The organism is Sphingomonas sp. H160509, from assembly GCF_024124765.2.
GTDB lineage: Bacteria > Pseudomonadota > Alphaproteobacteria > Sphingomonadales > Sphingomonadaceae > Sphingomonas.
In genome coordinates this window covers 263,600-288,700 of the sequence record NZ_JAMXSR020000001.1, presented here as the reverse complement: position 1 = coordinate 288,700, position 25,101 = coordinate 263,600, and the positions used below count along the sequence as shown (strand labels likewise).

Genomic DNA, 25,101 nt, shown 5'->3' with positions numbered 1-25,101 from the left:
AGTTGTTGCTGCGCTCGCATCAAAACGTACTGATCATCGAAATCTGCGCAGTACCATACCCGCCGTTGGAGTGACTCAACCCGTTCCAGTAGAAGATTTTAGTCTATGTCGATCTTCAATAGCATATCGTAAGCCTTCCTCGCGGAGAAACTGTGCTCACCCCCTAACGAGGCCGACGAGAAAGGCAGTACTTGCAGTGCCCTCGGGCTCTTGGTTTGAGCGCACCATGGACCAGGTGCCGAACATTCTTTGAACGACGGAGCGATCGCAAAGCATCTCCATGTCCTCGTGCCGCGGATCGGCCCGAATGCGCCTTACGGTTCGGGCCACGATGTCGTGATCTCCTTCGAGCACCTGGACGAAGCGATCTTCGTCGGCCCACAACATTCCGGTGAGACCGGCAGCTTCGTTGAGCCTGCTCGCCTGTCTGACGATCACATCGAGCTCCGCCAAATTACTGCCGATCAGAGATTTGCTAGTGTAAATGAGGCGGTGCATTAGAAGAAAGCGTCCTTGGAACTCCAAGGTTCCTGAAAGCCCGCCATCAACAGATCATCTCATCGATCTTGGCTGCCAGCGTATCGATCGAGAATGGCTTCGTTATCATGGACATGTTCGTGCCCAGGAAGCCGGCCCGCATAGCCGCGTTCTCAGCGTAGCCGGTAACGAACAGCACCGGGAGATCCGGCCGTTGCTGACGGGCAAGCTCGGCAAGCTGGCGCCCGTTCATGCCGGGCAGTCCGACATCCGACACCAGTAGATCGATCTTCCGGTCCGAGGTCAGGATCGGCAACGCTTCGTCGGCGCTACCGGCTTCGAGCGTATTGTACCGAAGTTCTGCCAGTACCTCACGTACAAGAAGCCGGACCGACTCATCGTCCTCGACCAGAAGCACGGTCTGACCGCGCCCATCATGGCTAACGGCCGCCTTTGCCCCTTCATCCGGCATGACCGTTTCGAGCGTAGCAGGGAGGTAGATCTTGACCGACGTGCCCCTCCCCCGGAAGACTGTGGACGCGGACCTGGCCTCCCGACTGGCGCGCAAAGCCGTACACCATCGACATGCCAAGACCCGTGCCCTGACCGATCGGCTTTGTCGTGAAGAACGGATCGAAGATTTTCTCCAGCACTTCTGGAGGCATTCCCACGCCGGTGTCAGACACCGCGACAATCACATATCGGCCTGGCTTCACGTCCGGCTTTGCCACAGCATAGGCGTCGTCAAGCTCAACGAGCGACGTCTCTACCGTAAGCTGTCCACCCTCTGGCATGGCATCGCGTGCATTGATCGCGAGGTTAAGAATAGCGTTCTCAAGCTGATTGGCATCGGCGATAGCTCCGGCAATCGTGTTGGGGGCGACGATCCGCAGCGCGATGTTCTCCGGGATAGTCCTGCGCAAAAGCTCCTCCAGCGAGAGGACCAAGCCGTTGACGTCGAGCGCCTTCGCATCGAGCGACTGGCGCCGGGAGAACGCAAGCAAACGAGCGGTCAGCGCGGCCGCTCGCTGCGCTGAAGTCGATGCGGCCTCCATGAAGCGGTCGAGATCATCGAATTTATTCGCAGCGATACGACGTTTAATAATGTCGAGACCACCGATCACGCCAGTCAGCATGTTGTTGAAGTCATGGGCGATGCCGCCGGTAAGTTGACCGACTGCCTCCATCTTCTGACTTTGCCGTAGCGCAGCCTCGGCATTCGTACGGCTGGCCATCTCGGCCTCGAGTGCCGCAGTTCGTTCGCTCACTCGAACTTCAAGGGTTTGGTTTAGTCTATCGGTCGTGTCCTTCTCGACACGGAGCGCCGCCTCCGAAGCGGTCAGAGCAGCCTCGGTCTTTTTTGCGCTCAGTGATATCGATGATGGTGCCAATAAACCTGATCGCTTCGCCTGCGGCAAAATGGCAGCCGCCCCTTGCTGCGACCCAACGCTCAATCCCATCGCTCATGCCGATCGTACGATATTCGACATCGTAGACCCCATCGCCATCCGTTTGGATTGCCCGCCGAAAGGCACGACCAACACGCTCCCGATCATCGCCATGAACGATGGCAAACCAAAGTTCTTCGGTGACTTCCGTGTCCGCCGTCATACCAAACGTCGCTTTGCAGCGATCATCCCAGTGCAAGGTTTGCTGGACCAGATCATGGTCCCATGTCCCGACATCCGACGCTTTAGCGGCAAGCCGCAAACGACTTTCGCTCGCCGCCAAGTCGCGGAGTCGATCACGCATCTCAAACTGCTTTTGCCGTGAGCGCATCGCGGACGAAACGGCGCTGATCAGCGACGCCTTACCAAGCGGGCGTTCCAGCACGACATTGTTCACGCTCTCTCTGAAGAGCTGCAACGGCGAGACAGTGCTCAACGAAGCGCGACCAGCGCGCTGTGCTGCCAGCAGCACAAAAGGAATATCCGACCAGCCCGACTGAGCGGCTATCGCATCGCGAAGGGCAGTCTGCTCGTCGCGTAACGCCTCTTCCGTGAGCAGGATTGCGCCAATATGCTCATCGACGTGCTTTGAGATGGCTGTCAAATTGGGACACACAGCGACGTCATAGCCCTCGTCACCAAGAAGGGCGGCCACACTGTCCGCATCCCGGCCAAACGGCGCGCAGATTAGAACCTTGTGACCTTCTATCGCCTTTCTATGCCCCACCGAGGCGGTCCTCCAGCAAGGGTTTTTCTGACCCAATATACTCCGGTGTGCCTGTAAGCACGCCCCTGAACGCCGACAGCGCTTCGCCGACCCGAATGCCGCCAGCGTCGATCCGCAGTTCCCGGATCGTATCCTCATGCACGCCGCTGCGGTTCTTCAGCACCGAGATGGCTTTGCGGATGCGCCCTTCAGCTTCGAAGAAGCGTAGCAGCAGCACCGAGTCCGCGACGTAGGAGACATTGAGATTGCTCGACATGGTGCCTACCAAGCCGTGCTGGGGGTTGATAAGGAACGTCACGACGCCCTGTTGGCTGAGGTATGACAGCAGCTCGTGCATTTGAAGAATAAGCTGCTGCTCTTGTGGCATCGCCGCCATGTAACCATTGAGGCTGTCGATCACGATCATCCTCGACCCTCGCCCCCTCAACCTCCTCCCGGATGCGAGACGCGAATTCGCCGGGCGAGATTTCGGCCGGGTCTATCTGCTGGATGCAGAGACAGCCGCTTTCGATATGAGCCTGAAGGTCGAGATTGAAAGCTTTGGCCCGGGCCAACAATGTACCAATGCGCTCGTCAAACTCATAGACGGTACAGGGCTCCCCCCTACGGCAGGCAGCGTCGAGGTACTGGAGGGCGATCGTCGTTTTGCCGCTACCGGCGGGCCCTGTCACCAGCGTGCTGGTGCCCCGCATCGGACCACCACCAAGCAGGTTGTCTAGCTCATGCACTCCACTCGGCGTCACTTCGCCGGTGAACTCGGCATGATGCGTCGAAGCGATCAGGCGGGGATAAATCTCAAGGCCGCCCTTACGGATCGTAAAATCGTGATATCCTGCGATGAAGTCGACGCCGCGAAGCTTCTGAACTTGAAGCCGGCGCCGCGCAGCGCCGAAGTCGAGCGTCAATCGCTCTAGGGTGATTACGCCGTGACACAGGCTATGGAGATGCGAGTCTTGGCCTGCATGGTTTCCAGTCATGTCGTCGACCAAGATCACGGTCGTGTCGCGCCCAGCAAAGAATTGTTTGAGCGCCAGTACCTGACGGCGGTAGCGGAGCGTATCCTGCGCCAGCAACCGCATCTCCGATAGACTGTCGAACACGACGCGCGTTGGCTGAACGCGTTCCACCTCGGTTTCGATCAGCCGAACCGTTTCGCCGAGTTCCATCTCCCACGGGTGAAGTACCGATTGCTCGCGGCTGTCACCTAGCGCCTCGGAGACTGAGTTGAATTCGAACACATCGAACTGATCGATATCGAAGCCATGCGACGCTGCAACGACGGACAATTCTTCACGTGTTTCCGACAGCGTGATGTAAAGTCCCTTTTCACCTCGGTTCGCGCCTTCCCGCAGGAACTGAAGTGCCAGCGTCGTCTTGCCCGAACCTGGAGCGCCCTCAAGCAGGTACAGCCGGTTGGCGGGGAGTCCGCCAGTCAGTAAGGTGTCGAGGCCAATGTTGCCTGTCGATACCGTGCTACCCCTGACTCATCTAGCTTCATGTCCCGTTCGCGCCGTAAAGCCATCTCTTTGCACGATTTTGGTACCTTCGGTAGTCCACGAAGCCTCAGTAATATCGCAGCTTTGTGGGGCATTGGTGCCCCCCCAAAGAGCCTTCCGATATTCTCGCAAACGAAGATGGAAAAACGGGAATTGCGTTGGTGGCTCAAAGGGCGATTTTCGAGGCCGTGCACAGATGGCCTGGACGACCACATTGAACGAACACGCCCCGGTCCAGAAGCTCTCCGCCAGCTCCCCCATCTAGCCGTTTAGCTCACCTCGATCGCCTTATCCTTTCAGACATTCGTTCAGCTGATTCTTTCAACTCTTATGGGGCTTCATCGCCCTCGCATCCCGTCCTGCTACACCCCACCTTAGCCCTGCCCAGTCGACGCAGGAGTTTGCCCCCATGTTCATCGCCATGAACCGATTTCAGGTGATCCCCGGTGAGGAGGAGGCGTTCGAGCAGGTCTGGCTGTCGCGCGACTCTTTCCTTGCCGGCGTCCCGGGGTTCGTCGAGTTCCACATGCTGCGCGGGCCTGCGGCGGACGATCACGTCCTCTATTCGTCGCATACCGTCTGGCTGTCGCGCGGGGATTTCGAGAATTGGACTAGGTCCGAGGCGTTTCGCGCGGCCCATCGAGGCGCGGGCGACCACAAGCCGTTGTACCTGGCGCCGCCTCGCTTCGAAGGCTTCGACGTCATCCAGACCGTGACGCCATCGTGACGGTCACTCGGCGTCCGACGTTCGCCAGCCGGGTCGAGCAGTCGATCGACAACGTCGTCGGCGCAATCGCCTCGCCGATCGTTACAGGCATCGCCGCGTTCAACAAGCACCGCCTGCCACCCCGCGATGCGCCGCATCCGCTACTTACCGGCATCCACGAGCCGATGACTGAGGAGCTGACCCTCACCGACCTTGCCGTCGAGGGTATCATCCCGCCAGAGCTCGACGGCCGCTACGTTCGCATCGGACCAAACCCCGCCGACGCCGACCCGCGCTCTTACCACTTCTTCACCGGCGACGGGATGCTGCACGGCATCCGCCTCCAGGACGGGCGAGCACGGTGGTATCGGAATCGCTGGATCCGCTCGACCGATGTCGCGGCGACCAGGCACGTGCCGGCGGCACCAGGGCCACGGCACATCTTCGACACCGTCAACACTAGCGTACTGGACCATGCCGGCAGTGGCTGGGCGCTGGTCGAAGCCGGCAGCACGCCGGTCCGCTTCGACGAGTATCTAGAGACGCAGCGCTACGACGATTTCGGCGGCACCCTGCCCGGCTCGTTCACCGCCCATCCGCGCCGCGACCCGGCGACCGGCGAGTTGCACGCGCTGTGCTACGAGGCGACCGATCCCAAGCGCATTCGCTACAACATCGTCGATGTCGCCGGCCGGGTGCGACGATCGGTGACGATCCCGGTGTCGCACGGGGCGCTGATCCACGACTGCGCGATCACGCAGCGCTACGTCGTCGTCATGGACCTGCCGCTTACCCTGTCGATGCGCACGGTGTTGGCGGGGCACGGCTTTCCTTATCGGTGGAACGAGAAGCACCCGGCCCGGATCGGGCTGCTGCCGCGCGACGGCGAGGCGCAGGATATCCAGTGGTTCCCTCTCGATCCCTGCTTCGTGTTCCACACTGCCAATGCTCTTGATCTGCCGGACGGGAGCGTGGCGCTCGACGTGGTCGCGTACGACCGCATGTTCGCTGGCGACAATCTGGCACCGGACGAGCAGCCGCGCGGCCTCGAGCGATGGACGATCGGCCCTTCGACCGGATCGGTGGACCAGCGTGTGATCGACCCCTCGCCACAGGAGCTGCCGACGATAGACGAGCGTCGCACCGGCCGCGCCTACCGCTATATCTATGCGCTCGGCCTGCCCGAACAGATGACGGAAACGCTGGTTGGCGAGGCGCCGCTCATCAAGCATGATTTGGAAGGAGGCACGCGACGGCTGCACGAATTCGGACCGGGACGCATCGCGGGCGAGTTCGTGTTCGTGCCGCGCTCGCCAGACGATGGCGAGGATGATGGCTGGCTCATCGGGCTCGTGATCAACGCCGGGGGGCACACCACCGCGCTGGAGATACTGGATGCCCGGAACTTTGAGGCGCCGCCCGTAGCATCCGTCCGCATCCCGCATCGCGTGCCGCCCGGCATCCATGGTGCATGGCTGAAGTAACTTAATTCACAGGCAGCTGCGCATTCGTCCAGCCTTACACTCGACCCACTTTCCGCCGTTCGGGCCGGCCTTTCCGTTTCCCAACTTCAGACACTCACTTATACCCGTGGGTCTTCGAAGGTTGACGGCGACGTCCCCCAATCGAAGTGCACCGTGTTCATGCTGATCATCAACTGCCCTCAATCTTGTCGAAGCACGCTTTCGATCACGCGCGCATTGCCGTCACGAAGGCCTGGAAGGCGGCAGTCGGTTGACGTCGGCTGGGATAGTAGAGGTGGTTCGGGGCCAGCGTGGGTGCCCAGCCGGCCAGCACTTCGACCAGAGTACCGGCGGCCAGTTGCAGCGCGGCATTTGGCAGCGGCAGGCAAGTAACCCCCAGCCCCGCAGCTGCAGCGTCGCGCATCACGTCGATATCGTTCGTGATGAAGTTACCGCGGACTGACCGTTCGACCGTCCGGCCATCCCGCTCGAATTCCCAGCGGTGTACAACGCCAGAGGACGTGTATCGGTAACACAGACAACGATGAGCGACGATATCGTCGGGATCGACGGGAGCGGGATGATCGGCGAGGTAAGCCGGGGCGGCGACGAAGACGAGCGGTACTGGCGCGCTGATACGGACCGATATCATGTCGGCTTGCAGGGTCTGGGCATGCCGGATCCCGCAATCGAAGCGGTCCGCGACGATGTCGACGAACCCGTCGTCGACCACCAGTTCGACGGCGATGTCGGGATAGGCGCGCGCGAAGTCGGCCAGCCGCGGCAGGATGGTGTAGATGGCCGCGACCCGGTGCGCGCTGACCCGGATCCGCCCCGCCGGCCGTTCGCGGGAATTGTCGAGGTCGGCCAGCGCGCCCGCGACCGAAGCGATCGCCGGCCTCAACCGCGCCAGCAGTTCCTCGCCTGCGGGCGTCGGCGCCAGCGACCGAGTAGTACGGTCGAGCAGCCGGACGCCCAGTTTTGTCTCAAGCGACCGCATCGCATGGCTGAGCGCAGAAGCGGACAGTCCAAGCCGCGTCGCCGCTCGCGCGAAGCTGCCAGCCTCGACGATCGTTTCGAACACCGCGAGACCGGACCAGAGATCACGATCCATTCCCTGAACATCCTTCAGCAACCCATGCGCCGCAGATGATCTAATCCTCACGCCGTCCGGCGTCCATCTGAGGGTGACACATTGCAGGATGCCACCATGAACCTCGACACCTATCGCCCGCTCGGCCGCTCCGGCCTGCTCGTCAGCCCGCTGGCGCTCGGCACGATGACCTTCGGCACGCCGCGATGGGGGTTGGACGAGAGCGGCAGTCGCGCGGTGTTCGACCGCTACACCGATCTGGGCGGCAATTTCATCGACACCGCCGACGTCTATGCGGGCGGTCGGTCGGAAGAGATGGTCGGTAGTTTCGTCGCCGCACAATCGTCGCGCGATCGGCTAGTGATCGCGACGAAATCGGGGTTTGCGACCGGCCGCGGCTATCGTGCAGGCGGCAACGGCGCGCGCCACATCCTGGCGTCTGTCGAAGGATCGCTCCGCCGACTCCAGACGGACTTCATCGACCTGTACTGGGTGCACATCTGGGACGGCGTCACCCCCGCCGAGGAACTGCTACGGACGATGACCGCGCTCATTGCAGGGGGCAAGATCCGCTACTGGGGCATATCCAACACCCCGGCCTGGTACGTCGCCGAACTCAGGACGCTAGCGCGTGTCCAAGGCAATCCGGTGCCGATCGGTCTGCAATATTTCTATTCGCTGGTCGAACGCGGGGTCGAAGCCGAGCACCTGCCGTTCGCACGATCGGCGGGCATGGGTCTCGTGCCCTGGAGCCCCCCTCGCCTATGGCCTTCTCACCGGCAAATACGACCGCGCGACCGTCGAGACGGGTCCGAAGCGCGCGGGCGGCGTCCCCAACCAGGCCGGGCAGGACGACACGGCGCGTCCCGTCGACGACAAGCGTCTCGATGGCGACAATCCGTTCGGCGACACGCTGTTCACAGAGCGCAACTGGCAGATTCTCGACGAACTGAAGCGCGTCGCAGCGGAGATTAACGAGACGCCGGCGCGCGTCGCGCTGTCCTGGGTGGTCGGGCAGCCCGGCGTCGCATCAACGCTGATGGGCGTGAGCCGGGCGGAGCACGTAACCGACAATGTCGCCGCGCTCAGCCTCAACCTGTCGGCGGAGCACCGTGCTGCGCTCGATGGGGTGAGCGGTGGCAATCTGCCGTTTCTCTACGGCCTGTTCGCCCCCTGCCGTGCGCAACCAGGTTGTCTTCGGCGGCGGCGATGTCCGAAGCTGAAACGTCATCCTGGAGCCGCCCGCCCGAGACGAGATCTACGCGTGGTCGGCTCCAATCGACAAACTCCGCGTTTGAAGCTGTCCGGTTGGCAGCAAGTTCGTTTGCTGTACGCCGGCACGGGGGTAGTCATGCGGATCGGAATCATCGGGGCGGGTTGGTTGACCTGACCAGTCGGCGATACCGGATTGTATTAGAAAGCGGGCTCTGAGAGCCATCTTGATTGAGCCGGTATGGTTGATCTTAAAGAAACCTAAGATATCCTGCCGCAAACAGGGGGCAGCATGTCAGTTTTCGTTTGGATTATCATACTCGGCGGTTTGGGGTGGATGGTCACCGCAGGTATCAAGCTAAAAAAAAAAGCACGATGCCGAGGACAACACATTCGTAGGTGAGCACCAGGGATGGGACATCTACAAGTCGGCCCATGATCGCGGTGTGTTAGCACTCGACCATGAGCACAAACGGATTGCCATTGGCACCATCACGAACCACGTCGAGCGTTCGTGGAGTGATATATCCGCCGTGGAAGTCGAGAAGAACGGCCAGTCAATCACGCAGACCAATCGAGGCTCACAGGTGATGGGCGCGGCCGTAGGTGCCGTACTGCTCGGTCCTCTGGGTTTGCTCATGGGCGGAATGTCCGGCTCCAAGCGACAAAAAAGAACGAGTGAACGAACTGAGTCTGAAGATACTGATCGATGACAGGATCGCTCCGGTTCATCGGATCACGTTTTTTAGAATGAAAGGCAACGGTACAGATGCTCAAAACCGCCTACTGAAAGGCCCAGCGAGTCAGATGGAGCATTTTCATGCTCTAGTCGCCAACGCTATCCGTCAGGACAGTCGCAGCTTTGCCCGGCAAGCCTCAGCGCCGGTTCTGGATAACAGGTCCAACACCGATCGGATCGCAAAACTGTGGGAGTTGAAACAGGCTGGGGCGCTCACGGCTGACGAGTTCGAGAGCGAGAAGCGAGCGGTACTGTCCGAGGCGGCCACAAAAGGCCGCCTCGACGCGATCAAAAGCCGTCATGGGGAATGACAGTCATCCCACCGCTAGCCAACGCTAAGCCTATTTCCGAACTGAATGGCCAGCAGCTTAAAGCGGCGATCAAAAACTATGAGTCGAAAGGCTTAACGGATGGCGGCCCTTACTCGCTCGGGGATTGTCGTGCGGAACTCCTGAGCCGCCGCCGCCATTCCCAAGTCCGGGCGCCGCGCCCGACATCAAACGATACTTGTTTCGCTCACGCCTCGCGTTCACTACCAGATGAGCACGTCGAAGTTCTGCGTAGCCACGCCAGCCGCATGGCCACGCAGATTCATGTTATGAAGGATGCGGCAGTCGAATTTGGCGAGCATCCCGACTGGCCATGGACGAACTTCGTCAGCTCTTTCGCCAGCTATCGAGGTTCCGACAATTGGACGAAAAAGGTCGAGCCTAGAATGGCAGAGTTCATTTGGGATCGGGTCATTCAGCTAGGCGATCACCAGCGCGCTACTCTGTTCCACACTGTCCCTAACCCTATCTTCCGCGATATTGTCGCCAGTCGACTAGAGCAGGTTTACCAATCGATTCTGGTGGAAGGCGGACCGCAGGTTGTCAGGGAGCGGCTTAATGCTCTGTCGTCCACGGCCCTTTGGTTGAGCGCCCTTCAGCAGTACCCTGGCATTGGGCCAAAGTACGCTCGGAACATCGCGATGGATGTTTACCATCCGCTCGTCCAAAATCATTTTGCTGTTGATACGCGGCTGTACGATATCCTGTGGGAACTCATATTTACGAAACCGACGTTTGATGAATCCGAAGCTATCTTTAAAGATATAGCCGCTCGTATCGGCATAGATGCCTGGGCACTCGACCGCATTCTATACAGCCAATATAAGGTAATTCTGGCGGATCTACGCGCAATCAACGCCCGAGACGGGTATACAAGCAAGACAAATTTAAGCCCGCCACCGTCTTTGAGGGAATTCATTAATGGCTGCGATTGAGTAACTTGGCTTGATAACGACCTCCCAATTACCTAGATGCGCCTCCAGAAATGGAGCCTCTAAATGTCTGATGATACCCTCGATCTGAACCCGGTTGAACTCGCCACGGAATTGACAATCGCATGGTTGGCCAATCCCAATACGCGTACCAATGCTGACGACGTTCCGGCCTTCTTGAAAAAAATGTACGAAACTGTTTCTGTCCTAGTTGGCGGTAATGCCTCGGCTGTCGAACCAGAAGTAGCGGCTCCAGAATACACGCCAGCCGTAACGGCACGTAAGTCCCTTGCCAGCCAGGATCACATCATCAGCATGATCGATGGCAAGAAGTACAAGACGCTGCGTCGTCATCTCGCCACTAACGGCATGACGCCGCAGGAATATCGCGAGCGCTATGGCCTCAAGGCCGATTATCCAATGGTTGCTCCCAGCTACTCGGAAGCACGTCGCACGATGGCCAAGAGCATTGGCTTGGGTCGCAAGCCGGGTCAGTCGGCGACGCCAAAGGCAGACGCGCCAGCAGCCAAGCCCGCGCCACGCAAGCGCAAGACCGAGGAAGCCACAGCTGAATAAGCTACTGGGCTGGTTTCTATCACGGGGCCAGCCCACACTTTTCGTTCCAACGCGGCTACCCCAACGCCACAGGCCCCCGCGTACCCACGGTCAAACGATCGCGCTGCTGAGGCTCTGAAGGTCGATTGAGTGGGCGCAGGTCAAGGCCGCTTCAAGCAACGCTTACTTGGAAACGAGGCTGCTTATTCGACAGTGCCGCAGTGGGCATCAAACTCTCGAGAAAGTTCGGCAAGGCTGACCGCGCCCAGCCGTGCCACTAGGAGACGCTCCGCTTCACCCAGCGCGTCTTCCACTGCCGCGTTAACGACCTTCTCGACCGCACAGCCCGGGTTCGCGTGCTCGTTGCCTATGGCGAAGAGCCGAGGCCCACCAACCGCATTATGAATATCGAGCAGTGATACGGTCTGGAGATCGGCGGCAATAGCCCAGCCGCCGCCATGCCCCCTTTTCGGATCGCACATACCCCGCCTCACGCAGCCCTGCCATGGTGCGGCGGATCACGACGGGGTTGGTGTCCAGCATGCGCGCGATCACCTCGGATGTCATCGGTCCCTCGTGCCGCGCCATGTGGAGAAGCACGTGAAGCATTCGGGAAAGTCGGCTGTCGGTACGCACGGCATGGTCTTCGACGGGCGCGCCGGGATTGGCAAGCACGGCATTTCACGCTACTAATGCTGTTACATGATTTGTGGAGCCCGACGATGTCCGATTATGAGAACCCCGATCATTGGGATGCCGCCGCCAGACACTACGAGAAGACCGCGCACCCCTTCACCGCCCGCTTTGCCGAGGCAGCGCTCGCCCGCGTCGTACTGACGCCAGACAGCCGCGTGCTCGACGTCGCTGCAGGTACCGGCGCGCTGGCGCTGCTTGCGGCTCGCACGGGTGCACGGGTGCTCGCGACCGATTTTTCCCCTGCCATGGTCGCACGCATCGCCGCCGCGAACCTCACCAACGTCGAGGCGAAGGTTATGGATGGTCAGGCGCTGGCGCTCGACGATGGCAGCTTTGACGCCGTCTTCTCAATCTTCGGCGTCATCATGTTTCCGGACTGGCGCAAGGGTCTGTCCGAGATGGCACGCGTGACACGCCCCGGCGGTTACTGCGTAGTCGCGACCTGGCAGGACCGTGGCGCCGCTACCTTTCTGCTGCTCGGTCAGATCCGCCGCAAACTGTTTCCCGAGCGCGCGGGCATGACTTTGCCGATGGCGGTCCAGGCGCTTAGCGATCCCGCCGACTTTGCCCGCGAATTGGTCACGGCGGGGTTTCAGGATCCTCACATCGAGCATGTCACACACGAGTATTTGCTCGAGACCGCCGCGCTGGCGGAACCGGACACATTGTTCGGCATGTCGCCGGACTGGATCAGTCTGAGCGAAGTGGAGAAGGCCGCTGTTGTCGCCGAGGTGTGGACGTTTGCCGCTGACCGCGCCGTCTTACCGATACCGTCGACGGCGCTCATTGCCACGGCACGACGCTAAAGCTTTCTGAATGCGACCAGTGCGGCGGGGGCGACCCATATTCGGACACTGACGGTCGGCCTGTCGCTCCCCCAACTTCGGCCGTTTGTTCACATAGGCAAATCGCCGCCAGCGGCGGTTGAATTGATGGGTAGAATTGGGCAGAAGCCATATTTAGAAAATCGAGTCGTGAATGCCGGGCTTCTGATGAACGACCATTCGCAAAGTTTCGGAATTCGGCTCAGCAAGCTCGCAAGCGATCAACTTCGCCGGCTTGGAGCTCATGCCAAAACGGCGTCGCTGGTTACCTGTCAGAAACCCTCCCACTGAGGTTGTCGCACACTTTCCTATCCCGACAGGGTTCTCGTACAATCGTGGAAGCACCGAGCACTAGCGACCCCATATACGCCTCATCTCTGCTGCCTTTGCAGCGGGTGGCGACTAGAAACATGGGTTTGCCGACCCAATCAGAACGGCATTAATATATGCTTTGAGTCCGAGCTATCGGGCTTCGTTTTCTGCACCGCCCCCTATATGTAGGTTTGCTCCCTCGACAAGCCGAAGGACGCGAGTACGTCCCGGTCGCGTTGCTTCATCCGCTCTTTCGCCTCATCGTCGACGATGCTTTTCCCGCTGGGCCAGTTTTTCAGGAAACCAGAAAGCAGCGCCTGCATCGTCAGATAATAACGACGTGAGATCGCCGCATAATTGGCATGGTCGAAGTTCAGCTGATCGACATCGTTCTCACGCGCGATGGCGCGGGATTGTCCTGCAGCGGGCGGATCAACGATCTCCAAGTAAGAGCTCATCTGAAACCGGAACTGACCGGCGTCGGTGACAAAACACATCAACTCCTCTCCGTACCGCCCGCAGGAATAGGCGACCGTCACATCGTCTCGGTTGAATTCCTCCTGATAGTTCGACGATGTCACGCGCATGAACCCACCGGCCCGCAACGCCGGAACAAGACGATCGATCGCCGACCCGGCCGGCTCGATCATTTGCCGCCCGCCGCCGTCTTGCCGACCGTCGCCATCGTGCTGGGGTCCGGGTCGTCTCTACAGCCCTTGTCGATCGAATACTGGAACTCGCGGCCGACCCCGGTCAGCTTGCCGGTCTTGCCGTCGACCAACTCCGCCGCCGTCGGCCGGATCGCCTGAATCATCTCGTCTCTTCCACAAAACGACGTCTTCGGAAGCATATTCGTGCTGTCGCCCGACGTCGACCTGAACGACACGAGCCGGTACGCGATCTATGTTTCGCAGTCCGGACCGGGCCGGCCGGATCGCGATTACGGATCACGGTAGCGGACATCGATTCATGCGAGCAGGTCGGCGCCATCTAACCGCGATGCCAGCCCTGGTAAGCAACGTCGGCTTGCACACGGCGATCGAAACCATGCTATTCGATCCGAAAAGGTGCAAGCATGTACGTTGGCGCCGGGGAGATCGGTTCGTGATAGCCATTGAGAGCGCCTCGACCGGCGCGGCCTTGGTCAGTGCCGATTCGCGGTTGATGAGACTTGTCACCGACAGTCCGATCCCATCGGTCATCAGCGATCCGCGACTACCCGACAATCCGATCGTCGCCTGCAACCAGCCATTCTGCGATCTTACCGGCTATCCTGCGGACGAAGTCGTCGGGCGCAATTGTCGGTTCCTGTCGGGGCCAGCAACCGAGCCCTGGTTATCCGAGGAAATCCGTCGGGGCGTTCGCGAGCACAAGCCGGTGCTGGTCGAAATCCTGAACTACAAGCGTAACGGACAGCCGTTCCGCAACGCCGTGTTGGTGGCGCCGCTCTACGACGAGGAGGACAGGCTGCTGTATTTCCTCGGTTCGCAGGTCGAAATTGATACCAGCGCAGCAACGCCGACCAGCATGCGCCGTATCCGCGCCGCCGAACTGGTCAAATCGCTGTCGCCACGCCAAGGTCAGGTGCTCAAGTTCGTCGCACAGGGCCTGCTCAACAAGCAGATTGCCGCAGAACTCGGTCTGGCGGAGAAAACCGTGAAGATGCACCGCGCGATCCTCATGGATCGCCTCGGCCTCACGACCACCGCAGACCTGATCCGTCTAGCGGTCGAAGCCGGGCTCTGACCTGAGTTACGGCGACGCTGGATGCAGTGGGTATGGGCCAAGGTCCGTATCGTGCCGCAACCGGTCGAGTCGTATGCCGGTGTCGGTCGTCACAGCGGCTAGGTCGGGAGCGGTATAGCCAACGGCTCGCGGCCTGGGTGGAACTCCCTCCGATACCCTTTCAAGCCGCTGTGGCGCCATCCTCGGGTGGCCCAAGCCGATGCGATCATCGGCCTCGCCCCCCGCAACAATGCCGGCCAGCCACCGTAGCGGGCCCGGGCGCAGCAAGGCGATGGAGACGTTTATGGATATCTTGACCCCGTTCCAGTTCTCGCTGGTGTACAACGCGTTCTCGTTCACGTTCGCGACGATGGCGGCGGCGACCGCGTTCCTCTGGCTGTGCCGATCGCAAGTCGCGCCTGCCTATCGTACCGCGGTCACGATATCCGGGTTGGTGACCGCGATCGCAGCCTATCATTACCTGCGCATCTTCGAGAGTTGGAATGCGGCCTATGTGCTCAAGGACGGGGTCATCACGGCCACCGGTTTCGCGTTCAACGATGCCTATCGCTACGTCGACTGGCTGCTGACCGTGCCGCTGCTGCTGATCGAACTCGTGCTCGTCATGCGCCTGTCACCCGAGGAGACCTCGTCGAAGGCTGTGCGGCTCGGCTCGGCAGCGGCGCTAATGATTGTGCTTGGCTATCCGGGCGAGATCGCGACGGACATCGCGACCCGTGCGCTGTGGGGTACGCTGTCGTCCATTCCGTTCGTCTACATCGTCTGGGAGCTGTTTCGCGGTCTCGGCCAGTCGATCGAGCAGCAGCCTGCGGCGGCGCGCGATCTGGTACGCAAGGCCCGCCTGCTAACGTTCGCGTCCTGGGGCTTCTATCCCATCGTGTACATGGCGCCCTATGCTGGGATCACCGGCGCGACCGCAACGACGGTAATCCAGCTAGGGTACACGATCGCCGACATCATCGCGAAGGCGGGCGTCGGAATCCTGATCTACATGATCTCGGTCCGCAAGTCTCAGGTCGAGGCACACGGCCTTGCCGGTCACGTCCACTGATCTACGCGCAAGTTCAGACTGAGATCGAGACCGGCGCATGATGGCGACGGGAACCGCCTCCATCGCACGATCCGACCGCCGCGTCCCCCAGGGGCGCGGCGGCGTCGTGTATCCTGCGTTCTGGATGGCTGCGATCGCGCTGATACTCACGCTCGTCGTGCGGCTGCCGCTCAACAGCCCGACCGCAACATATGCCGCGACACTCGTGTTCGTCTGCGGCGGGATGCCGCACGGCGCATATGATATCGCCTTGCTCCTGCGCGCGACCCGCCTCGGGCGTGGCGGTCTCGCGCTCGCGGTCGGCGGCTATGTCGCCATCGCCGGCGTGATGGCCAGCCTCTGGATCGCCGCGCCGCTGATCGCGCTGATCGTGTTCATCGCAGCCGCCTCGGTCCATTTCGGCGAGGACTGGACGATGCTCGACGAGCCGCTGCTTAAGGTCGCCGCCGGCACCGCGATCATTGCGGCCGCCGCGATCGGACATCCGGCCGATGTCGCGCGGCTGTTCGTGGCGATGGCAGGCAGCGACGGGGGCGAAACCGTCGCTCGCGCGATGATCGCGGTCGCGCCGGTCGCGTTGCTGGTCACCACGGTCGGTATCGCCATCGCCTGGCGTGACGGCGCAAGGGGCTGGGCCGCCGCAACTGCGATCGCGCTGGTCGCACTGATCATCGCGCCGCCGGTCGCGGGGTTCGCGCTTTTCTTCGTATTCCTGCATTCGCCACGCCATCTCGCCGGCGCGCGCACCGCGCTGGGCGACGTCTCGCGTGGCTGGTGGCTGGCGACCGGCGCCATCATGTCGGGTCTAGCGATCGGCGGCTGGCTGCTCTTCGCCTCGACCGTTTCGCGGCTTCTTACGTCCGACCAGACCGCGCAGGCGTTCCAGTTGCTTGCAACCGTCGCGGTGCCGCACCTGCTTTTTTCCCGCTGGATCGAACAGCGTCTCGCGCCGGGCGTTCAACCTTCCCCCGGCTTCCAGGATAGACCAATATCATGACCCGCCAGCGCGCTATCGTAATCGGATCGGGGATCGGCGGCATCGCCTGCGCGATCCGCCTGCAGAGCCTCGGCTTCGATACGCAGATCGTCGAGCAGCTCGCCGATGTCGGCGGCCGCGCCTACGTCCGACGCGTCGACGGCTTCGTCTTCGACATGGGACCGACCGTGCTGACCGTCCCGCATTTCATCGAGGAGCTGTTCTCGCTGGAGCGCGACGCGGCGATGCTAAACGAACCGGATTTTCCACCATCTGTGTTGGCGGAAGGCAGCCGCATCGTATCGGGCGCAAGCGGTGGTCCCAACACGCAGCGCTATGTCGACATCGTGCCGATCCTGCCGTTCTACCGGATCTATTTCGACGACGGCAGTTTCTTCGATTACGACGCCGACCCGGTTAACGTGCGGGCACAGATCGCGCGATTGGCCCCAGAGGATCTCGACGGCTACGAACGCTTCCACGAGGCTGCCCGCGCCATCTTCGAGCGCGGCTTCCTCGAGCTCGGGTTACACCTATTTCGGCTCGCTCGGCTCGATGGTCGGCGTCCTTCCCGACCTGTTGAAGCTCGGCGCGATCCAGCCGTTGTTTTCGCTGATCTCGAAATATTTCAAGAGCGACAAGATGCGGCAGGTGTTCAGCTTCGAGCCGCTGCTGATCGGCGGCAATCCGATGAAGGTCCCCGCGATCTATGCGATGATCCATTTCGTCGAAAAGACCTGGGGCGTGCATTTCGCGGTCGGCGGTACCGGAGCGCTCGTCTCAGCGATGGTCCGCAAGTTCGAGGAACTCGGCGGATCGGTGCGGTTGAACGCCAAGGTCGATCGGATCGAGGTCGAGAAGCGCGGTCGCAAGCGCGTCGCCACCGGCGTGACGCTGGCGAACGGCGAAACGCTGGCGGCCGATCTCGTCGTCTCCAACGCCGACTATGCGACGACCTATCTCAAGCTCGTCGACAAGGCGCACCGGCGGATCAATCGCGACGCGCTGGTCAAGTTCCGCAAGCAGAGCATGTCGCTGATGGTGATCTATTTCGGCTACCGGATGCAGGACGGCGACCCCGACCTGCGGCACCACAACATCATCCTAGGCCCACGCTATGAGGAGCTTCTGACCGACATCTTCGAACGCAAGATCCTCGCCGACGACTTCTCGCAATATCTCCACATCCCGACGATCACCGACCCCAGCCTTGCGCCGGCGGGGCATCACGCCGCGTACACGCTGATCCCGGTCCCCAACAACCAGAGCGATATCGACTGGGAGGAGGTCGGCGGAGGCTTTGCCGACACGGTGCTGACGTTCCTCGACGAACGCGGCTACATTCCGGGCCTGCGCGAACGGATCGTTCATCGCAGCTTCGTGACGCCGGACTATTTCGAAGAGGTGCTGGGGTCGCATCTCGGCAATGGCTTCGGGGTCGAGCCACGGATGACGCAGACCGCGTTCTTCCGCCCGCACAACCGCAGCGAGGATGTCACGAACCTCTATCTGGTCGGCCAAGGTACGCAGCCCGGTGGCGGCACGCCCTCGGTGATGATGTCCGCCAAGGTGACGGTGCGAGAGATCGCGCGCGATTTCGCGATCGATCCGCGGATCGTCGGCGGCGTGCCGGCGGAGGTTGGCGATGATCGAGCGCTGGCGATGGGGCTGGGGCTGGCCGAGGTCTGAACGGCGCACGCGCGGCGCGCGCGCTACACAGCCCAGCGGCGGACGCGCTACACGGCGGCCAGCATCTGCTCGGCAAGCTGCCGCCCGGATAGCCACGCACTCTCGATGCGCGGTGCGATCAGCCAATCGCCCGCTGCACCGATCCGATCGCTACCGTTCCACAGACAGCCGAGGTCGGTGGCCGTCGCGCGGGCATAGCGCCAGCGATGCCCGGCGCGAACGATCGGCGCGGGCATGGCGGCGCCGCACTGCATCGCCAAGGCCACGAGCAGACGATCGACGACGGTATCCGCCGGCTCTTCGAGATGCGCGGTCGACCATGCCGGCGTCGCGTGCACGACCCAGGCTTCCGGGCCCGTTCGTCCGGGCTTCGCGCTGTTGCGCGCGGCCCAGTCGATGATTCCTGCGTTCCTGATCACGTCGTGCGCGATCGCCAGTGGACGGTCGAACGCGAGCATCGCCGTCCAGCACGGCGCAGATCGACAGGCGAGCGCCTCGCTCGCCATCGCCGGATCGTGCGGCGCGAGCAACGGCGCGGCCTGCTCGGCGGGCGTCGCGACGACGACGGCGTCAAAGGTCTCCGTCAGCGATTGGGTCACCGGCGCCTCGACCCGCCAGCCTTCGGCCGTATGGCGGATGTCCGTGACGCGGGAGTTCCAGTGGACCTCGGCTTGCGCGGCGAGGTGCTTGACGATCGCGCTCATGCCATCGGTCCCGACCCACGCGTGTTCGCCGGCAGCGGGCCAGCGTGCGACCACCCCAGCGGCTTCCCAACCGTGCATCGCTTCGACGAACGCGGGATCGCGCATCGTCAGATACTGCGCACCGTGATCGAAGGCGACCTCGCCGCCGGGCCCCTCGCCGCCGGGCCCCTCGCCTCGGGGCCCCTCGCCTCCGGGTATCGCGATCCGCCGCGTCGACATCCGTCCACCGGCACCGCGACCCTTGTCCAGCACGGTGACGTCGCAGCCATCCTGTTGGAGCCGTAGCGCGCAGGATAGACCTGCAATGCCCGCACCGACGATCGCAACCTTCACGCATATCTCCAACCGATGGCACCGGGACATTGCTGTCCCGGTGCCGGATTGTACAGGGCCTCAGCCGGTCGGCAGCAGCACCTTGTCGATCACGTGGATCACACCGTTGGTGCAGGCGATATCGGCGGTCACCACCTTGGCGCCGTTGACGGTCACGCCGTCGGTGCCATCGACATGGACCGTCGCGCCGCCCGCGGTGGCCGGGTCGAGCATTTTGCCGCTCACGTCCGCCGCCATCACCGTACCGGGCACCACGTGGAGCAGCAAGATCTCGGTCAGCTTGGCCTTGTTCTCAGGCTTGACCAGATCGTCGACGGTGCCGGCCGGCAGCGCGGCGAAGGCGTCGTCCGACGGTGCGAAGACGGTGAATGGCCCCTCGCCCTTCAGCGTGTCGACCAGCCCCGCGGCGCCGACCGCGGCGACCAGCGTCGTGAACGAGCCCGCGGCAACGGCGGTATCGACAATATCATGCTTGGTATCGGTCATCTTCTAGATCCTGAGTCAGAGCAAAAAAAGCGTGTTCGCCAAGGTTTCGACCGGCACCACGATCCGCCGCAGCCGCTGTTCGGGGCCAAGGATCGGAAATCGCCGCGCCGTGTCGTCGCTCGGCTCGCCCCTCTTTCCACCCGGCCACACGATGCGCGATATGACCTTTCGGTCGTATGGAAATCGACGTCGTCCATGCCACGTGCTAATCCGACCACGAAAGAGAGCTACGGCTTTTCCACCACGCAGATACTGCGGGTATCGACGATACGGAGCGGACGTTTGCCTTTGTCATCCTCTTTGAGCTCGGGTGCGTTCGCGTATTCGCTCCGTGAAGCCCCGTCGACGTGACCGAGGTTCCGGCGTTTCTTCGTAGCGGTGGTGAACTGGGCAAGGCGATTGCCGCGCATGACTGGTCGGCGTCGGCACTCGGCGCGCCCACCACCTGGCCGTCGCATTTGCAGACCGCGGTCGCGATCATGCTGAGCTCGCCCCTACCGATGGCGCTGCTTTGGGGCTCCGACGGCGTGCTGCTTTACAACGCCCCCTATTCGGAAATCGCCGGGCCTAGACATCCGGCTATCCTCGGCCGACCCGTGCGCGATGCCTGGCCGGAGGTCGCCGCGTTCAACGATCAGGTCCTGAATATTGTGCTGGGCGGCGAGACCCTGACCTATTCGCGCCAGGAGATGACGCTGGTGCGCGGCGGATCAGCGGAACGGGTCTTCTTCGACCTGAACTATTCGCCCGTGCCGGACGCGGACGGCATACCTGCCGGTGTGATCGCGATCGTGATCGAAGTGACCCCGACCGTTCGCGCCGAAGCAGACCTGCTGGCCGAGACGCATACGCTGGAGACGCTGAACCGAACCGGCGCGTCCCTGGCCGCAGAGCTCGAACTCGAACCGCTTGTGCAGATGGTGACGGATGCGGCCGTGCAACTCACCGGCGCGCAGTTCGGATCCTATTTCCATAATCTTCTGGATGAATCCGGCGAACGGTTCCACCTGTTCACGCTGTCGGGTGCCCGGCGCGCCGATTTCGAGAATCTCGGCCGCCCTCGCGCGACTGCGGTGTTCGGCCCCACCTTCCGCAACGAAGGCGTCGTGCGCTCGAACGATATCCTCGCCGACTCGCGATACGCGCAGAACGCGCCCCATGCCGGAATGCCGACGGGTCACCTGCCGGTGCGCAGCTATCTCGCGGTGCCGGTCGTGTCGCGATCGGGCGAAGTGCTCGGCGGGCTGCTGTTCGGGCATTCCGATCCACACCGGTTCACGCTTCGCCACGAGCGCCTGATCGTCGGCGTCGCCGCGCAGGCTGCGATCGCGATCGACAACGCGCGGCTGTTTGCGGCGGTGCAGGAGAACAACGTCACGCTCGAACGGCGGGTGGCAGAGCGGACCGACGAGTTGACGCAAGTCCATGATGCGCTGCGCCAGGCGCAGAAGATGGAAACGCTAGGCCAGCTCACCGGCGGGATCGCGCACGACTTCAACAACCTGCTGACCGTCATTCGTGGTTCCGCCGATCTCCTCAAACAGCCCGGCCTCGCCGACGGTCGTCGCGGACGCTATGTCGACGCGATCGCAAAGACCGCGGACCGCGCCGCCAAGCTGACCAGCCAGCTTCTCGCCTTTGCCCGTCGATCGTCGCTCACGCCCGAAGTGTTCGACGTCGGCGATACGATCCGCAGCCTGAACGAGATGATGGAAATGCTGTCGGGCGCGCTGATCGAGGTCGATCTGCAGCTGTCCGAGACGCGCTGCTTCGCGAACACCGACGTCAGCCAGTTCGAGACCGCGATCGTCAACATGGCGGTCAACGCGCGCGACGCGATGGGCCAGCGGGGACGCCTGACGATCACGGTCAACCCGTGCGACACGATCCCGGCGGTCCGCGGCCACCAACAGCGTCACGGGGACTTCGTCTGCGTGTCAATCGCCGACACAGGTACCGGCATTCCACCCGAGGACATCGACCGGATCTTCGAACCCTTCTTCACATCGAAGGACATCGGCAGCGGCACCGGTCTTGGCCTCTCGCAGGTCTTCGGTTTCGCCAAGCAGGCGGGTGGCGAAGTCGTGGCAACCAGCCAGCCGGGCGAAGGCGCGACCTTCACGCTGTTCCTGCCGCGCGAACGGCAGGGGCCGGCAACCGGACGCGGGTACGTCGAACCAAGCGCGGACCAGTCCGAAAGCTTCCGGATCCTGGTCGTCGAGGACAATCCCGAGGTCGGCGCGTTCGCCTCAGCGGCGTTGCGCGACCTCGGTCACGACATAGTCCTCGCGCGGCATGCGGAGGAAGCGCTGGCTCATCTCGAACTGGTCCGCGACGGGTTCGACTTTGTTTTCTCGGACGTAATGATGCCGGGCATGAACGGCATCGATCTGGCACGCGAAATACGCCGTCGACTGCCCAAAATACGGATCATCCTGACAAGCGGATATAGTGAGATTCTATCCAAGCAAGGTGCGACAGAGTTTAACCTTCTGCGAAAACCTTATTCCATTGCCAGCCTGAAGCAGGTTTTTCGGAGTTAAATATGAACGTTGGAGCGCATACCGCCAACGAAGGCCGGCTTTAATTCGGAACGTCGCTCCAAACTGCAAAGCTGGTCTTTATTTTAAATAAGCCAACTGGCCCCACACCACTACCTGAATGAACGACTGCTTACCGGAATCGCTGCCCGAAAGCGGACAGACCGGTTTCCACCACTTTTGAAAGCAGAAGGTCTGCTTTGACGTTGACCGATCAGCGGGGCTAACGATCCTTGTCAGATAAGCTTCGCCAGCCGCTCTCTCAACAGCGACCACCGCCTTGGTTGGCGACGTTTGACGGCAATCGAAAGCGCCTTGCGTGAGCCAACGATCACCAACAGCTTTCTCGCACGCGTGACGGCGGTGTAAATCAGCTCACGCCCCAACATGGTGTACGCTTGCATGGTCAGGGGCAGAACGACGACAGGATATTCTGATCCCTGCGACTTGTGGATCGTGGTGGCATAGGCGAGCTGGAGTGCATCGAGTTCACCAAAGTCGAAGGTCGCCTCTGTCTGGCCGAATAGCGCCGTCAATTCAGCCTCGGAGTGGTCGACACCGGTCACCACGCCGAGATCACCGTTATAGATGTCACGTTCGCGATCGTTGACGATATGCATGACTTTATCGCCGACCCCATAGCGGTGGCCGAACCGCTCGACGAACTGATCAGTCGGCGGATTGATGCGCTGCTGAAGTAGCGTGTTCAATGCCCGCGCCCCCCGCCCCTCCCCGCTGCATCGGTCCCAGCACTTGGATGTCGCGGGCGGGCTCAAACCCGAGGCGGCGTGGAATATGCCGGGACACGAGATCGACCACCTTGTCGGCGACGTCACCAGGTTCCTCAGCCTCGATGTAGAAGAAGTCCCCCTTCCCGACGCGCACTGAGGTCCGGCATCTCGCCGGCATTGATGCGGTGGGCATTGAGGATGATGCGGCTGGTTGCCGCCTGACGAAACACCTCGGTCAGCCGTACGACGGGCACGGCCGCACTGCCGATGACGTCTTTAAGCACCTGCCCGGCACCGACCGATGGCAATTGATCAACGTCACCGACCAAAAGCAGCGCTGCGCCTGCCGGTAGCGCCTTTAGCGTGGCATGCATAAGCATGACATCGACCATGCTGGCCTCGTCGATGACCAGCAGCTGGCAGTCGAGGGGGTTATCATCGTTGCGCTTGAAACCGCCCCTCTGCAGGGTCTGTCTCGAGCAGGCGGTGCAAGGTCATAGCCTCCATGCCGCTGGACTCGGCAAGTCGCTTGGCTGCCCGGCCCGTTGGTGCGGCAAGTGCCATCGTCACCTGCTTTGCCGCCAGGATTTTCAGGATCGAGTTGACCAGCGTCGTCTTGCCAACACCCGGCCCGCCGGTGATCACGCAGGTCTTGGACAGAAGGGCCAGACGTACCGCATCGCGCTGGCTTGCGGACAGGTTCAGGCCGGTCTTGCCCTCCACCCAGGGGATGGCGCGTTCGGCATCGATCTCAGGCCAGGGCAGCAGGCCTTGGCGCAATCGCAGCAGGCGATCGGCGATCGCCTGTTCGGCGCGGTAGAGCCCAGCCAGGAACATGACCTCACGACCCTCGGTCTTGCCGGCGATGACCTCACCGGCTGCAAGCTCTCCCTCGAGGGCACGTGCGATCAATGGTTCGGCAACTTCGAGGAGCTTTGCGCCTGACCGCAGCAGATCGTCACGCGGCAGCCCGCAATGGCCATCGTCCATGGCGCTGGTCAACGCATGGCTGACACCAGCACGAACGCGTCTGGGATCCTCCTTGCCGTAGCCGATGCTGGAGGCGATCGCGTCGGCGGTTTTGAAGCCGATCCCAGTGATGTCGCGTGCCAGCTGATACGGGTCGGCTTTGATGACAGCGATCGCCTGATCGCCATAGGTCTTGAAGATCCTGACGGCGCGTGCCGAGCTTACCCCGTGGCCGTAGAGCCAGACGATGATCTCCCGGATCATTCGCTGGTCGCTCCAGCCGCGAATGATCTTGGCTTCCCGCACTGGCCCGATGCCGGTCACCTCCCGCAGCCGTTCGGGTGCATGCTCGATGACCTCGAACACGTCATGCTCGAACGACGCCACGAGCTTGGCGGCATAGACCGGACCGATCCCCTTAATCATGCCCGAGCCTAGATACTTCTCCAGCCCCTTCAGCGTCGTCGGTACCGTCGCCTCGACCTGGTCTGCCTTGAACTGCAGGCCATGGTTGCGATCGTTGAGCCAGACCCCGGTTGCCTCGACATATTCGCCGGCACCGATCGCCGCAGCGTGGCCGACCAGTGTCACCAGATCGCGCTGCCCCCCTCACCTTTACCCGCAGGACGCAAAACCCTGTGTCCGCGTTATGAAACGTCACCCGTTCGACGGAACCGCCAATCGTCGCGTGATGTGGCCCAGACGTTGTCTTGCCGGATTGATGCGTGGGCGCGGTGACCATGTCGCCTGATATAGTGCATATTCCAGTTTCGACCGTCTCGCCCTCTCACGGGCTATTCCACTGATCCTAGCATGGTGCGGTTTAGGTATGCCTTTCGCAGATTTCTCAATAGCTGGTACTTTAAT

25 protein-coding genes and 5 pseudogenes are annotated in these 25,101 nt (G+C 61.9%); 14 read left to right on the top strand and 16 right to left on the bottom strand.

Annotated features, from left to right (window positions below; translation table 11 throughout):
- Nucleotides 1-156: 156 nt before the first annotated feature.
- The 6 genes and pseudogenes from NHF48_RS01515 to NHF48_RS24490 form a co-directional block, all read right to left on the bottom strand.
- Nucleotides 157-498: a BLUF domain-containing protein gene (locus NHF48_RS01515; protein WP_253069818.1), complete on the bottom strand. Its 342-nt coding sequence runs from the start codon at nucleotides 496-498 to the stop codon at nucleotides 157-159.
- 46 nt (nucleotides 499-544) lie between these two features.
- Nucleotides 545-949 carry a response regulator gene (locus NHF48_RS01510; protein WP_263816599.1) on the bottom strand — a complete coding sequence of 135 codons (405 nt, stop codon included), beginning with the start codon at nucleotides 947-949 and terminating at the stop codon, nucleotides 545-547.
- A complete protein-coding gene (locus tag NHF48_RS01505; RefSeq protein WP_263816598.1) occupies nucleotides 939-1,712 on the bottom strand; it encodes an ATP-binding protein in 774 nt (257 codons plus the stop codon). The genes NHF48_RS01510 and NHF48_RS01505 overlap by 11 nt, the downstream gene beginning before the upstream one ends.
- A gap of 58 nt (nucleotides 1,713-1,770) precedes the next feature.
- The gene (locus NHF48_RS24500; protein WP_263816597.1) at nucleotides 1,771-2,580 is read right to left on the bottom strand and encodes a PAS domain-containing protein; all 810 of its coding nucleotides are present in this window, start codon (nucleotides 2,578-2,580) and stop codon (nucleotides 1,771-1,773) included.
- Between the two features lie 61 nt (nucleotides 2,581-2,641).
- On the bottom strand, nucleotides 2,642-3,019 hold the full coding sequence (locus tag NHF48_RS24495; protein WP_342454543.1) for an ATPase domain-containing protein: 378 nt from the start codon (nucleotides 3,017-3,019) through the stop codon (nucleotides 2,642-2,644).
- 166 nt (nucleotides 3,020-3,185) lie between these two features.
- A pseudogene (locus NHF48_RS24490) lies at nucleotides 3,186-4,061 on the bottom strand (ATPase domain-containing protein); the annotation flags it as partial.
- Between the two features lie 508 nt (nucleotides 4,062-4,569).
- Between NHF48_RS24490 and NHF48_RS01490 the strand changes: the two are divergent.
- Nucleotides 4,570-4,875 carry an antibiotic biosynthesis monooxygenase family protein gene (locus NHF48_RS01490; protein WP_263816596.1) on the top strand — a complete coding sequence of 102 codons (306 nt, stop codon included), beginning with the start codon at nucleotides 4,570-4,572 and terminating at the stop codon, nucleotides 4,873-4,875.
- Complete coding sequence (locus NHF48_RS01485; RefSeq protein WP_263816595.1) at nucleotides 4,872-6,338, top strand: 8'-apo-carotenoid 13,14-cleaving dioxygenase; 1,467 nt, start codon at nucleotides 4,872-4,874, stop codon at nucleotides 6,336-6,338. The genes NHF48_RS01490 and NHF48_RS01485 overlap by 4 nt, the downstream gene beginning before the upstream one ends.
- A 205-nt stretch (nucleotides 6,339-6,543) precedes the next feature.
- Here NHF48_RS01485 and NHF48_RS01480 read toward each other — a convergent pair whose 3' ends face one another.
- Nucleotides 6,544-7,431 (bottom strand): LysR family transcriptional regulator, encoded by an 888-nt coding sequence (locus NHF48_RS01480; RefSeq protein WP_253069816.1) that lies wholly within the window; start codon nucleotides 7,429-7,431, stop codon nucleotides 6,544-6,546.
- 96 nt (nucleotides 7,432-7,527) lie between these two features.
- On the opposite strand from NHF48_RS01480, the pseudogene NHF48_RS01475 reads away from it, so the two are divergent.
- The 5 genes and pseudogenes from NHF48_RS01475 to NHF48_RS01455 all read left to right on the top strand — a co-directional run.
- Nucleotides 7,528-8,109: pseudogene (locus NHF48_RS01475) on the top strand (aldo/keto reductase); the annotation flags it as partial.
- Nucleotides 8,042-8,800, top strand: coding sequence for an aldo/keto reductase (locus NHF48_RS01470; protein WP_253069815.1), 759 nt, complete (start codon nucleotides 8,042-8,044; stop codon nucleotides 8,798-8,800). The pseudogene NHF48_RS01475 and the gene NHF48_RS01470, both read left to right, overlap by 68 nt.
- Before the next feature lie 500 nt (nucleotides 8,801-9,300).
- A complete protein-coding gene (locus tag NHF48_RS01465; RefSeq protein ID WP_253069814.1) occupies nucleotides 9,301-9,672 on the top strand; it encodes a hypothetical protein in 372 nt (123 codons plus the stop codon).
- Entirely contained in the window at nucleotides 9,669-10,625 is a 957-nt protein-coding gene (locus NHF48_RS01460) for a hypothetical protein (protein WP_253069813.1), read from the top strand. Before NHF48_RS01465 ends, NHF48_RS01460 begins: the two co-directional genes overlap by 4 nt.
- Nucleotides 10,626-10,688: 63 nt before the next feature.
- On the top strand, nucleotides 10,689-11,198 hold the full coding sequence (locus NHF48_RS01455; RefSeq protein ID WP_253069812.1) for a MucR family transcriptional regulator: 510 nt from the start codon (nucleotides 10,689-10,691) through the stop codon (nucleotides 11,196-11,198).
- Between the two features lie 182 nt (nucleotides 11,199-11,380).
- On the opposite strand, the pseudogene NHF48_RS01450 reads toward NHF48_RS01455, so the two are convergent.
- Nucleotides 11,381-11,813 (bottom strand): annotated as a pseudogene (locus NHF48_RS01450) (Rrf2 family transcriptional regulator).
- 86 nt (nucleotides 11,814-11,899) lie between these two features.
- Between NHF48_RS01450 and NHF48_RS01445 the strand changes: the two are divergent.
- The gene (locus NHF48_RS01445) at nucleotides 11,900-12,679 is read left to right on the top strand and encodes a class I SAM-dependent methyltransferase (RefSeq protein WP_253069811.1); all 780 of its coding nucleotides are present in this window, start codon (nucleotides 11,900-11,902) and stop codon (nucleotides 12,677-12,679) included.
- Between the two features lie 509 nt (nucleotides 12,680-13,188).
- On the opposite strand, the gene NHF48_RS01440 is transcribed toward NHF48_RS01445, so the two are convergent.
- On the bottom strand, nucleotides 13,189-13,659 hold the full coding sequence (locus NHF48_RS01440; protein ID WP_253069810.1) for a hypothetical protein: 471 nt from the start codon (nucleotides 13,657-13,659) through the stop codon (nucleotides 13,189-13,191).
- Nucleotides 13,656-13,823, bottom strand: coding sequence for a hypothetical protein (locus NHF48_RS01435; RefSeq protein WP_253069809.1), 168 nt, complete (start codon nucleotides 13,821-13,823; stop codon nucleotides 13,656-13,658). The genes NHF48_RS01440 and NHF48_RS01435 overlap by 4 nt, the downstream gene beginning before the upstream one ends.
- A 350-nt stretch (nucleotides 13,824-14,173) precedes the next feature.
- Between NHF48_RS01435 and NHF48_RS01430 the strand changes: the two genes are divergently transcribed.
- The 5 genes and pseudogenes from NHF48_RS01430 to crtI all read left to right on the top strand — a co-directional run bounded on the left by NHF48_RS01430 (nucleotide 14,174) and on the right by crtI (nucleotide 18,471).
- Nucleotides 14,174-14,755, top strand: a complete 582-nt coding sequence (locus NHF48_RS01430) for a LuxR C-terminal-related transcriptional regulator (protein ID WP_253069959.1) — start codon at nucleotides 14,174-14,176, stop codon at nucleotides 14,753-14,755.
- Between the two features lie 283 nt (nucleotides 14,756-15,038).
- Entirely contained in the window at nucleotides 15,039-15,806 is a 768-nt protein-coding gene (locus NHF48_RS01425; protein WP_253069808.1) for a bacteriorhodopsin-like, read from the top strand.
- 40 nt (nucleotides 15,807-15,846) lie between these two features.
- Nucleotides 15,847-16,803, top strand: a complete 957-nt coding sequence (locus NHF48_RS01420) for a Brp/Blh family beta-carotene 15,15'-dioxygenase (RefSeq protein ID WP_263816593.1) — start codon at nucleotides 15,847-15,849, stop codon at nucleotides 16,801-16,803.
- A pseudogene (locus NHF48_RS01415) lies at nucleotides 16,800-16,994 on the top strand (NAD(P)-binding protein); the annotation flags it as partial. The gene NHF48_RS01420 and the pseudogene NHF48_RS01415, both read left to right, overlap by 4 nt.
- A 343-nt stretch (nucleotides 16,995-17,337) precedes the next feature.
- Nucleotides 17,338-18,471 carry a phytoene desaturase family protein gene (crtI, locus tag NHF48_RS01410; protein WP_263816592.1) on the top strand — a complete coding sequence of 378 codons (1,134 nt, stop codon included), beginning with the start codon at nucleotides 17,338-17,340 and terminating at the stop codon, nucleotides 18,469-18,471.
- A 47-nt stretch (nucleotides 18,472-18,518) separates the two neighbouring features.
- On the opposite strand, the gene NHF48_RS01405 is transcribed toward crtI, so the two are convergent.
- Together NHF48_RS01405 and NHF48_RS01400 are read right to left on the bottom strand one after the other, a co-directional pair.
- Complete coding sequence (locus NHF48_RS01405) at nucleotides 18,519-19,508, bottom strand: NAD(P)/FAD-dependent oxidoreductase (protein WP_253069806.1); 990 nt, start codon at nucleotides 19,506-19,508, stop codon at nucleotides 18,519-18,521.
- A gap of 60 nt (nucleotides 19,509-19,568) precedes the next feature.
- Nucleotides 19,569-19,994, bottom strand: coding sequence for a fasciclin domain-containing protein (locus NHF48_RS01400; RefSeq protein WP_253069805.1), 426 nt, complete (start codon nucleotides 19,992-19,994; stop codon nucleotides 19,569-19,571).
- Between the two features lie 347 nt (nucleotides 19,995-20,341).
- Here NHF48_RS01400 and NHF48_RS01395 point away from each other — a divergent pair, with 347 nt between their 5' ends.
- Nucleotides 20,342-22,537 (top strand): GAF domain-containing hybrid sensor histidine kinase/response regulator, encoded by a 2,196-nt coding sequence (locus NHF48_RS01395; protein ID WP_253069804.1) that lies wholly within the window; start codon nucleotides 20,342-20,344, stop codon nucleotides 22,535-22,537.
- Between the two features lie 233 nt (nucleotides 22,538-22,770).
- Here the strand turns inward: NHF48_RS01395 and NHF48_RS01390 are convergent, their stop codons facing one another.
- The 4 genes and pseudogenes from NHF48_RS01390 to NHF48_RS25675 all read right to left on the bottom strand — a co-directional run.
- On the bottom strand, nucleotides 22,771-23,244 hold the full coding sequence (locus tag NHF48_RS01390; RefSeq protein WP_263816590.1) for an ATP-dependent DNA helicase: 474 nt from the start codon (nucleotides 23,242-23,244) through the stop codon (nucleotides 22,771-22,773).
- A 134-nt stretch (nucleotides 23,245-23,378) separates the two neighbouring features.
- Nucleotides 23,379-23,672 carry an AAA family ATPase gene (locus NHF48_RS01385; RefSeq protein ID WP_263816613.1) on the bottom strand — a complete coding sequence of 98 codons (294 nt, stop codon included), beginning with the start codon at nucleotides 23,670-23,672 and terminating at the stop codon, nucleotides 23,379-23,381.
- Between the two features lie 28 nt (nucleotides 23,673-23,700).
- On the bottom strand, nucleotides 23,701-24,825 hold the full coding sequence (locus tag NHF48_RS01380; RefSeq protein ID WP_263816589.1) for a helix-hairpin-helix domain-containing protein: 1,125 nt from the start codon (nucleotides 24,823-24,825) through the stop codon (nucleotides 23,701-23,703).
- 25 nt (nucleotides 24,826-24,850) lie between these two features.
- A pseudogene (locus NHF48_RS25675) lies at nucleotides 24,851-24,976 on the bottom strand (hypothetical protein); the annotation flags it as partial.
- Nucleotides 24,977-25,101: the final 125 nt, after the last annotated feature.

Bases quoted from the DNA above. Each gene is read 5' to 3' on its own strand.
- NHF48_RS01400 (WP_253069805.1), bottom strand. From the start codon at position 19,994: ATGACCGATACCAAGCATGATATTGTCGATACCGCCGTTGCCGCGGGC.
- NHF48_RS01505 (WP_263816598.1), bottom strand. From the start codon at position 1,712: ATGGCCAGCCGTACGAATGCCGAGGCTGCGCTACGGCAAAGTCAGAAG.
- NHF48_RS01420 (WP_263816593.1), top strand. From the start codon at position 15,847: ATGGCGACGGGAACCGCCTCCATCGCACGATCCGACCGCCGCGTCCCC.
- NHF48_RS01440 (WP_253069810.1), bottom strand. From the start codon at position 13,659: ATGATCGAGCCGGCCGGGTCGGCGATCGATCGTCTTGTTCCGGCGTTG.
- NHF48_RS01480 (WP_253069816.1), bottom strand. From the start codon at position 7,431: ATGGATCGTGATCTCTGGTCCGGTCTCGCGGTGTTCGAAACGATCGTC.
- crtI (WP_263816592.1), top strand. From the start codon at position 17,338: ATGGTCGGCGTCCTTCCCGACCTGTTGAAGCTCGGCGCGATCCAGCCG.
- NHF48_RS01455 (WP_253069812.1), top strand. From the start codon at position 10,689: ATGTCTGATGATACCCTCGATCTGAACCCGGTTGAACTCGCCACGGAA.
- NHF48_RS24495 (WP_342454543.1), bottom strand. From the start codon at position 3,019: ATGCCACAAGAGCAGCAGCTTATTCTTCAAATGCACGAGCTGCTGTCA.
- NHF48_RS01490 (WP_263816596.1), top strand. From the start codon at position 4,570: ATGAACCGATTTCAGGTGATCCCCGGTGAGGAGGAGGCGTTCGAGCAG.
- NHF48_RS01515 (WP_253069818.1), bottom strand. From the start codon at position 498: ATGCACCGCCTCATTTACACTAGCAAATCTCTGATCGGCAGTAATTTG.
- NHF48_RS01435 (WP_253069809.1), bottom strand. From the start codon at position 13,823: ATGATTCAGGCGATCCGGCCGACGGCGGCGGAGTTGGTCGACGGCAAG.
- NHF48_RS01445 (WP_253069811.1), top strand. From the start codon at position 11,900: ATGTCCGATTATGAGAACCCCGATCATTGGGATGCCGCCGCCAGACAC.
- NHF48_RS01425 (WP_253069808.1), top strand. From the start codon at position 15,039: ATGGATATCTTGACCCCGTTCCAGTTCTCGCTGGTGTACAACGCGTTC.
- NHF48_RS01510 (WP_263816599.1), bottom strand. From the start codon at position 949: ATGCCGGATGAAGGGGCAAAGGCGGCCGTTAGCCATGATGGGCGCGGT.
- NHF48_RS01430 (WP_253069959.1), top strand. From the start codon at position 14,174: ATGAGACTTGTCACCGACAGTCCGATCCCATCGGTCATCAGCGATCCG.
- NHF48_RS01460 (WP_253069813.1), top strand. From the start codon at position 9,669: ATGACAGTCATCCCACCGCTAGCCAACGCTAAGCCTATTTCCGAACTG.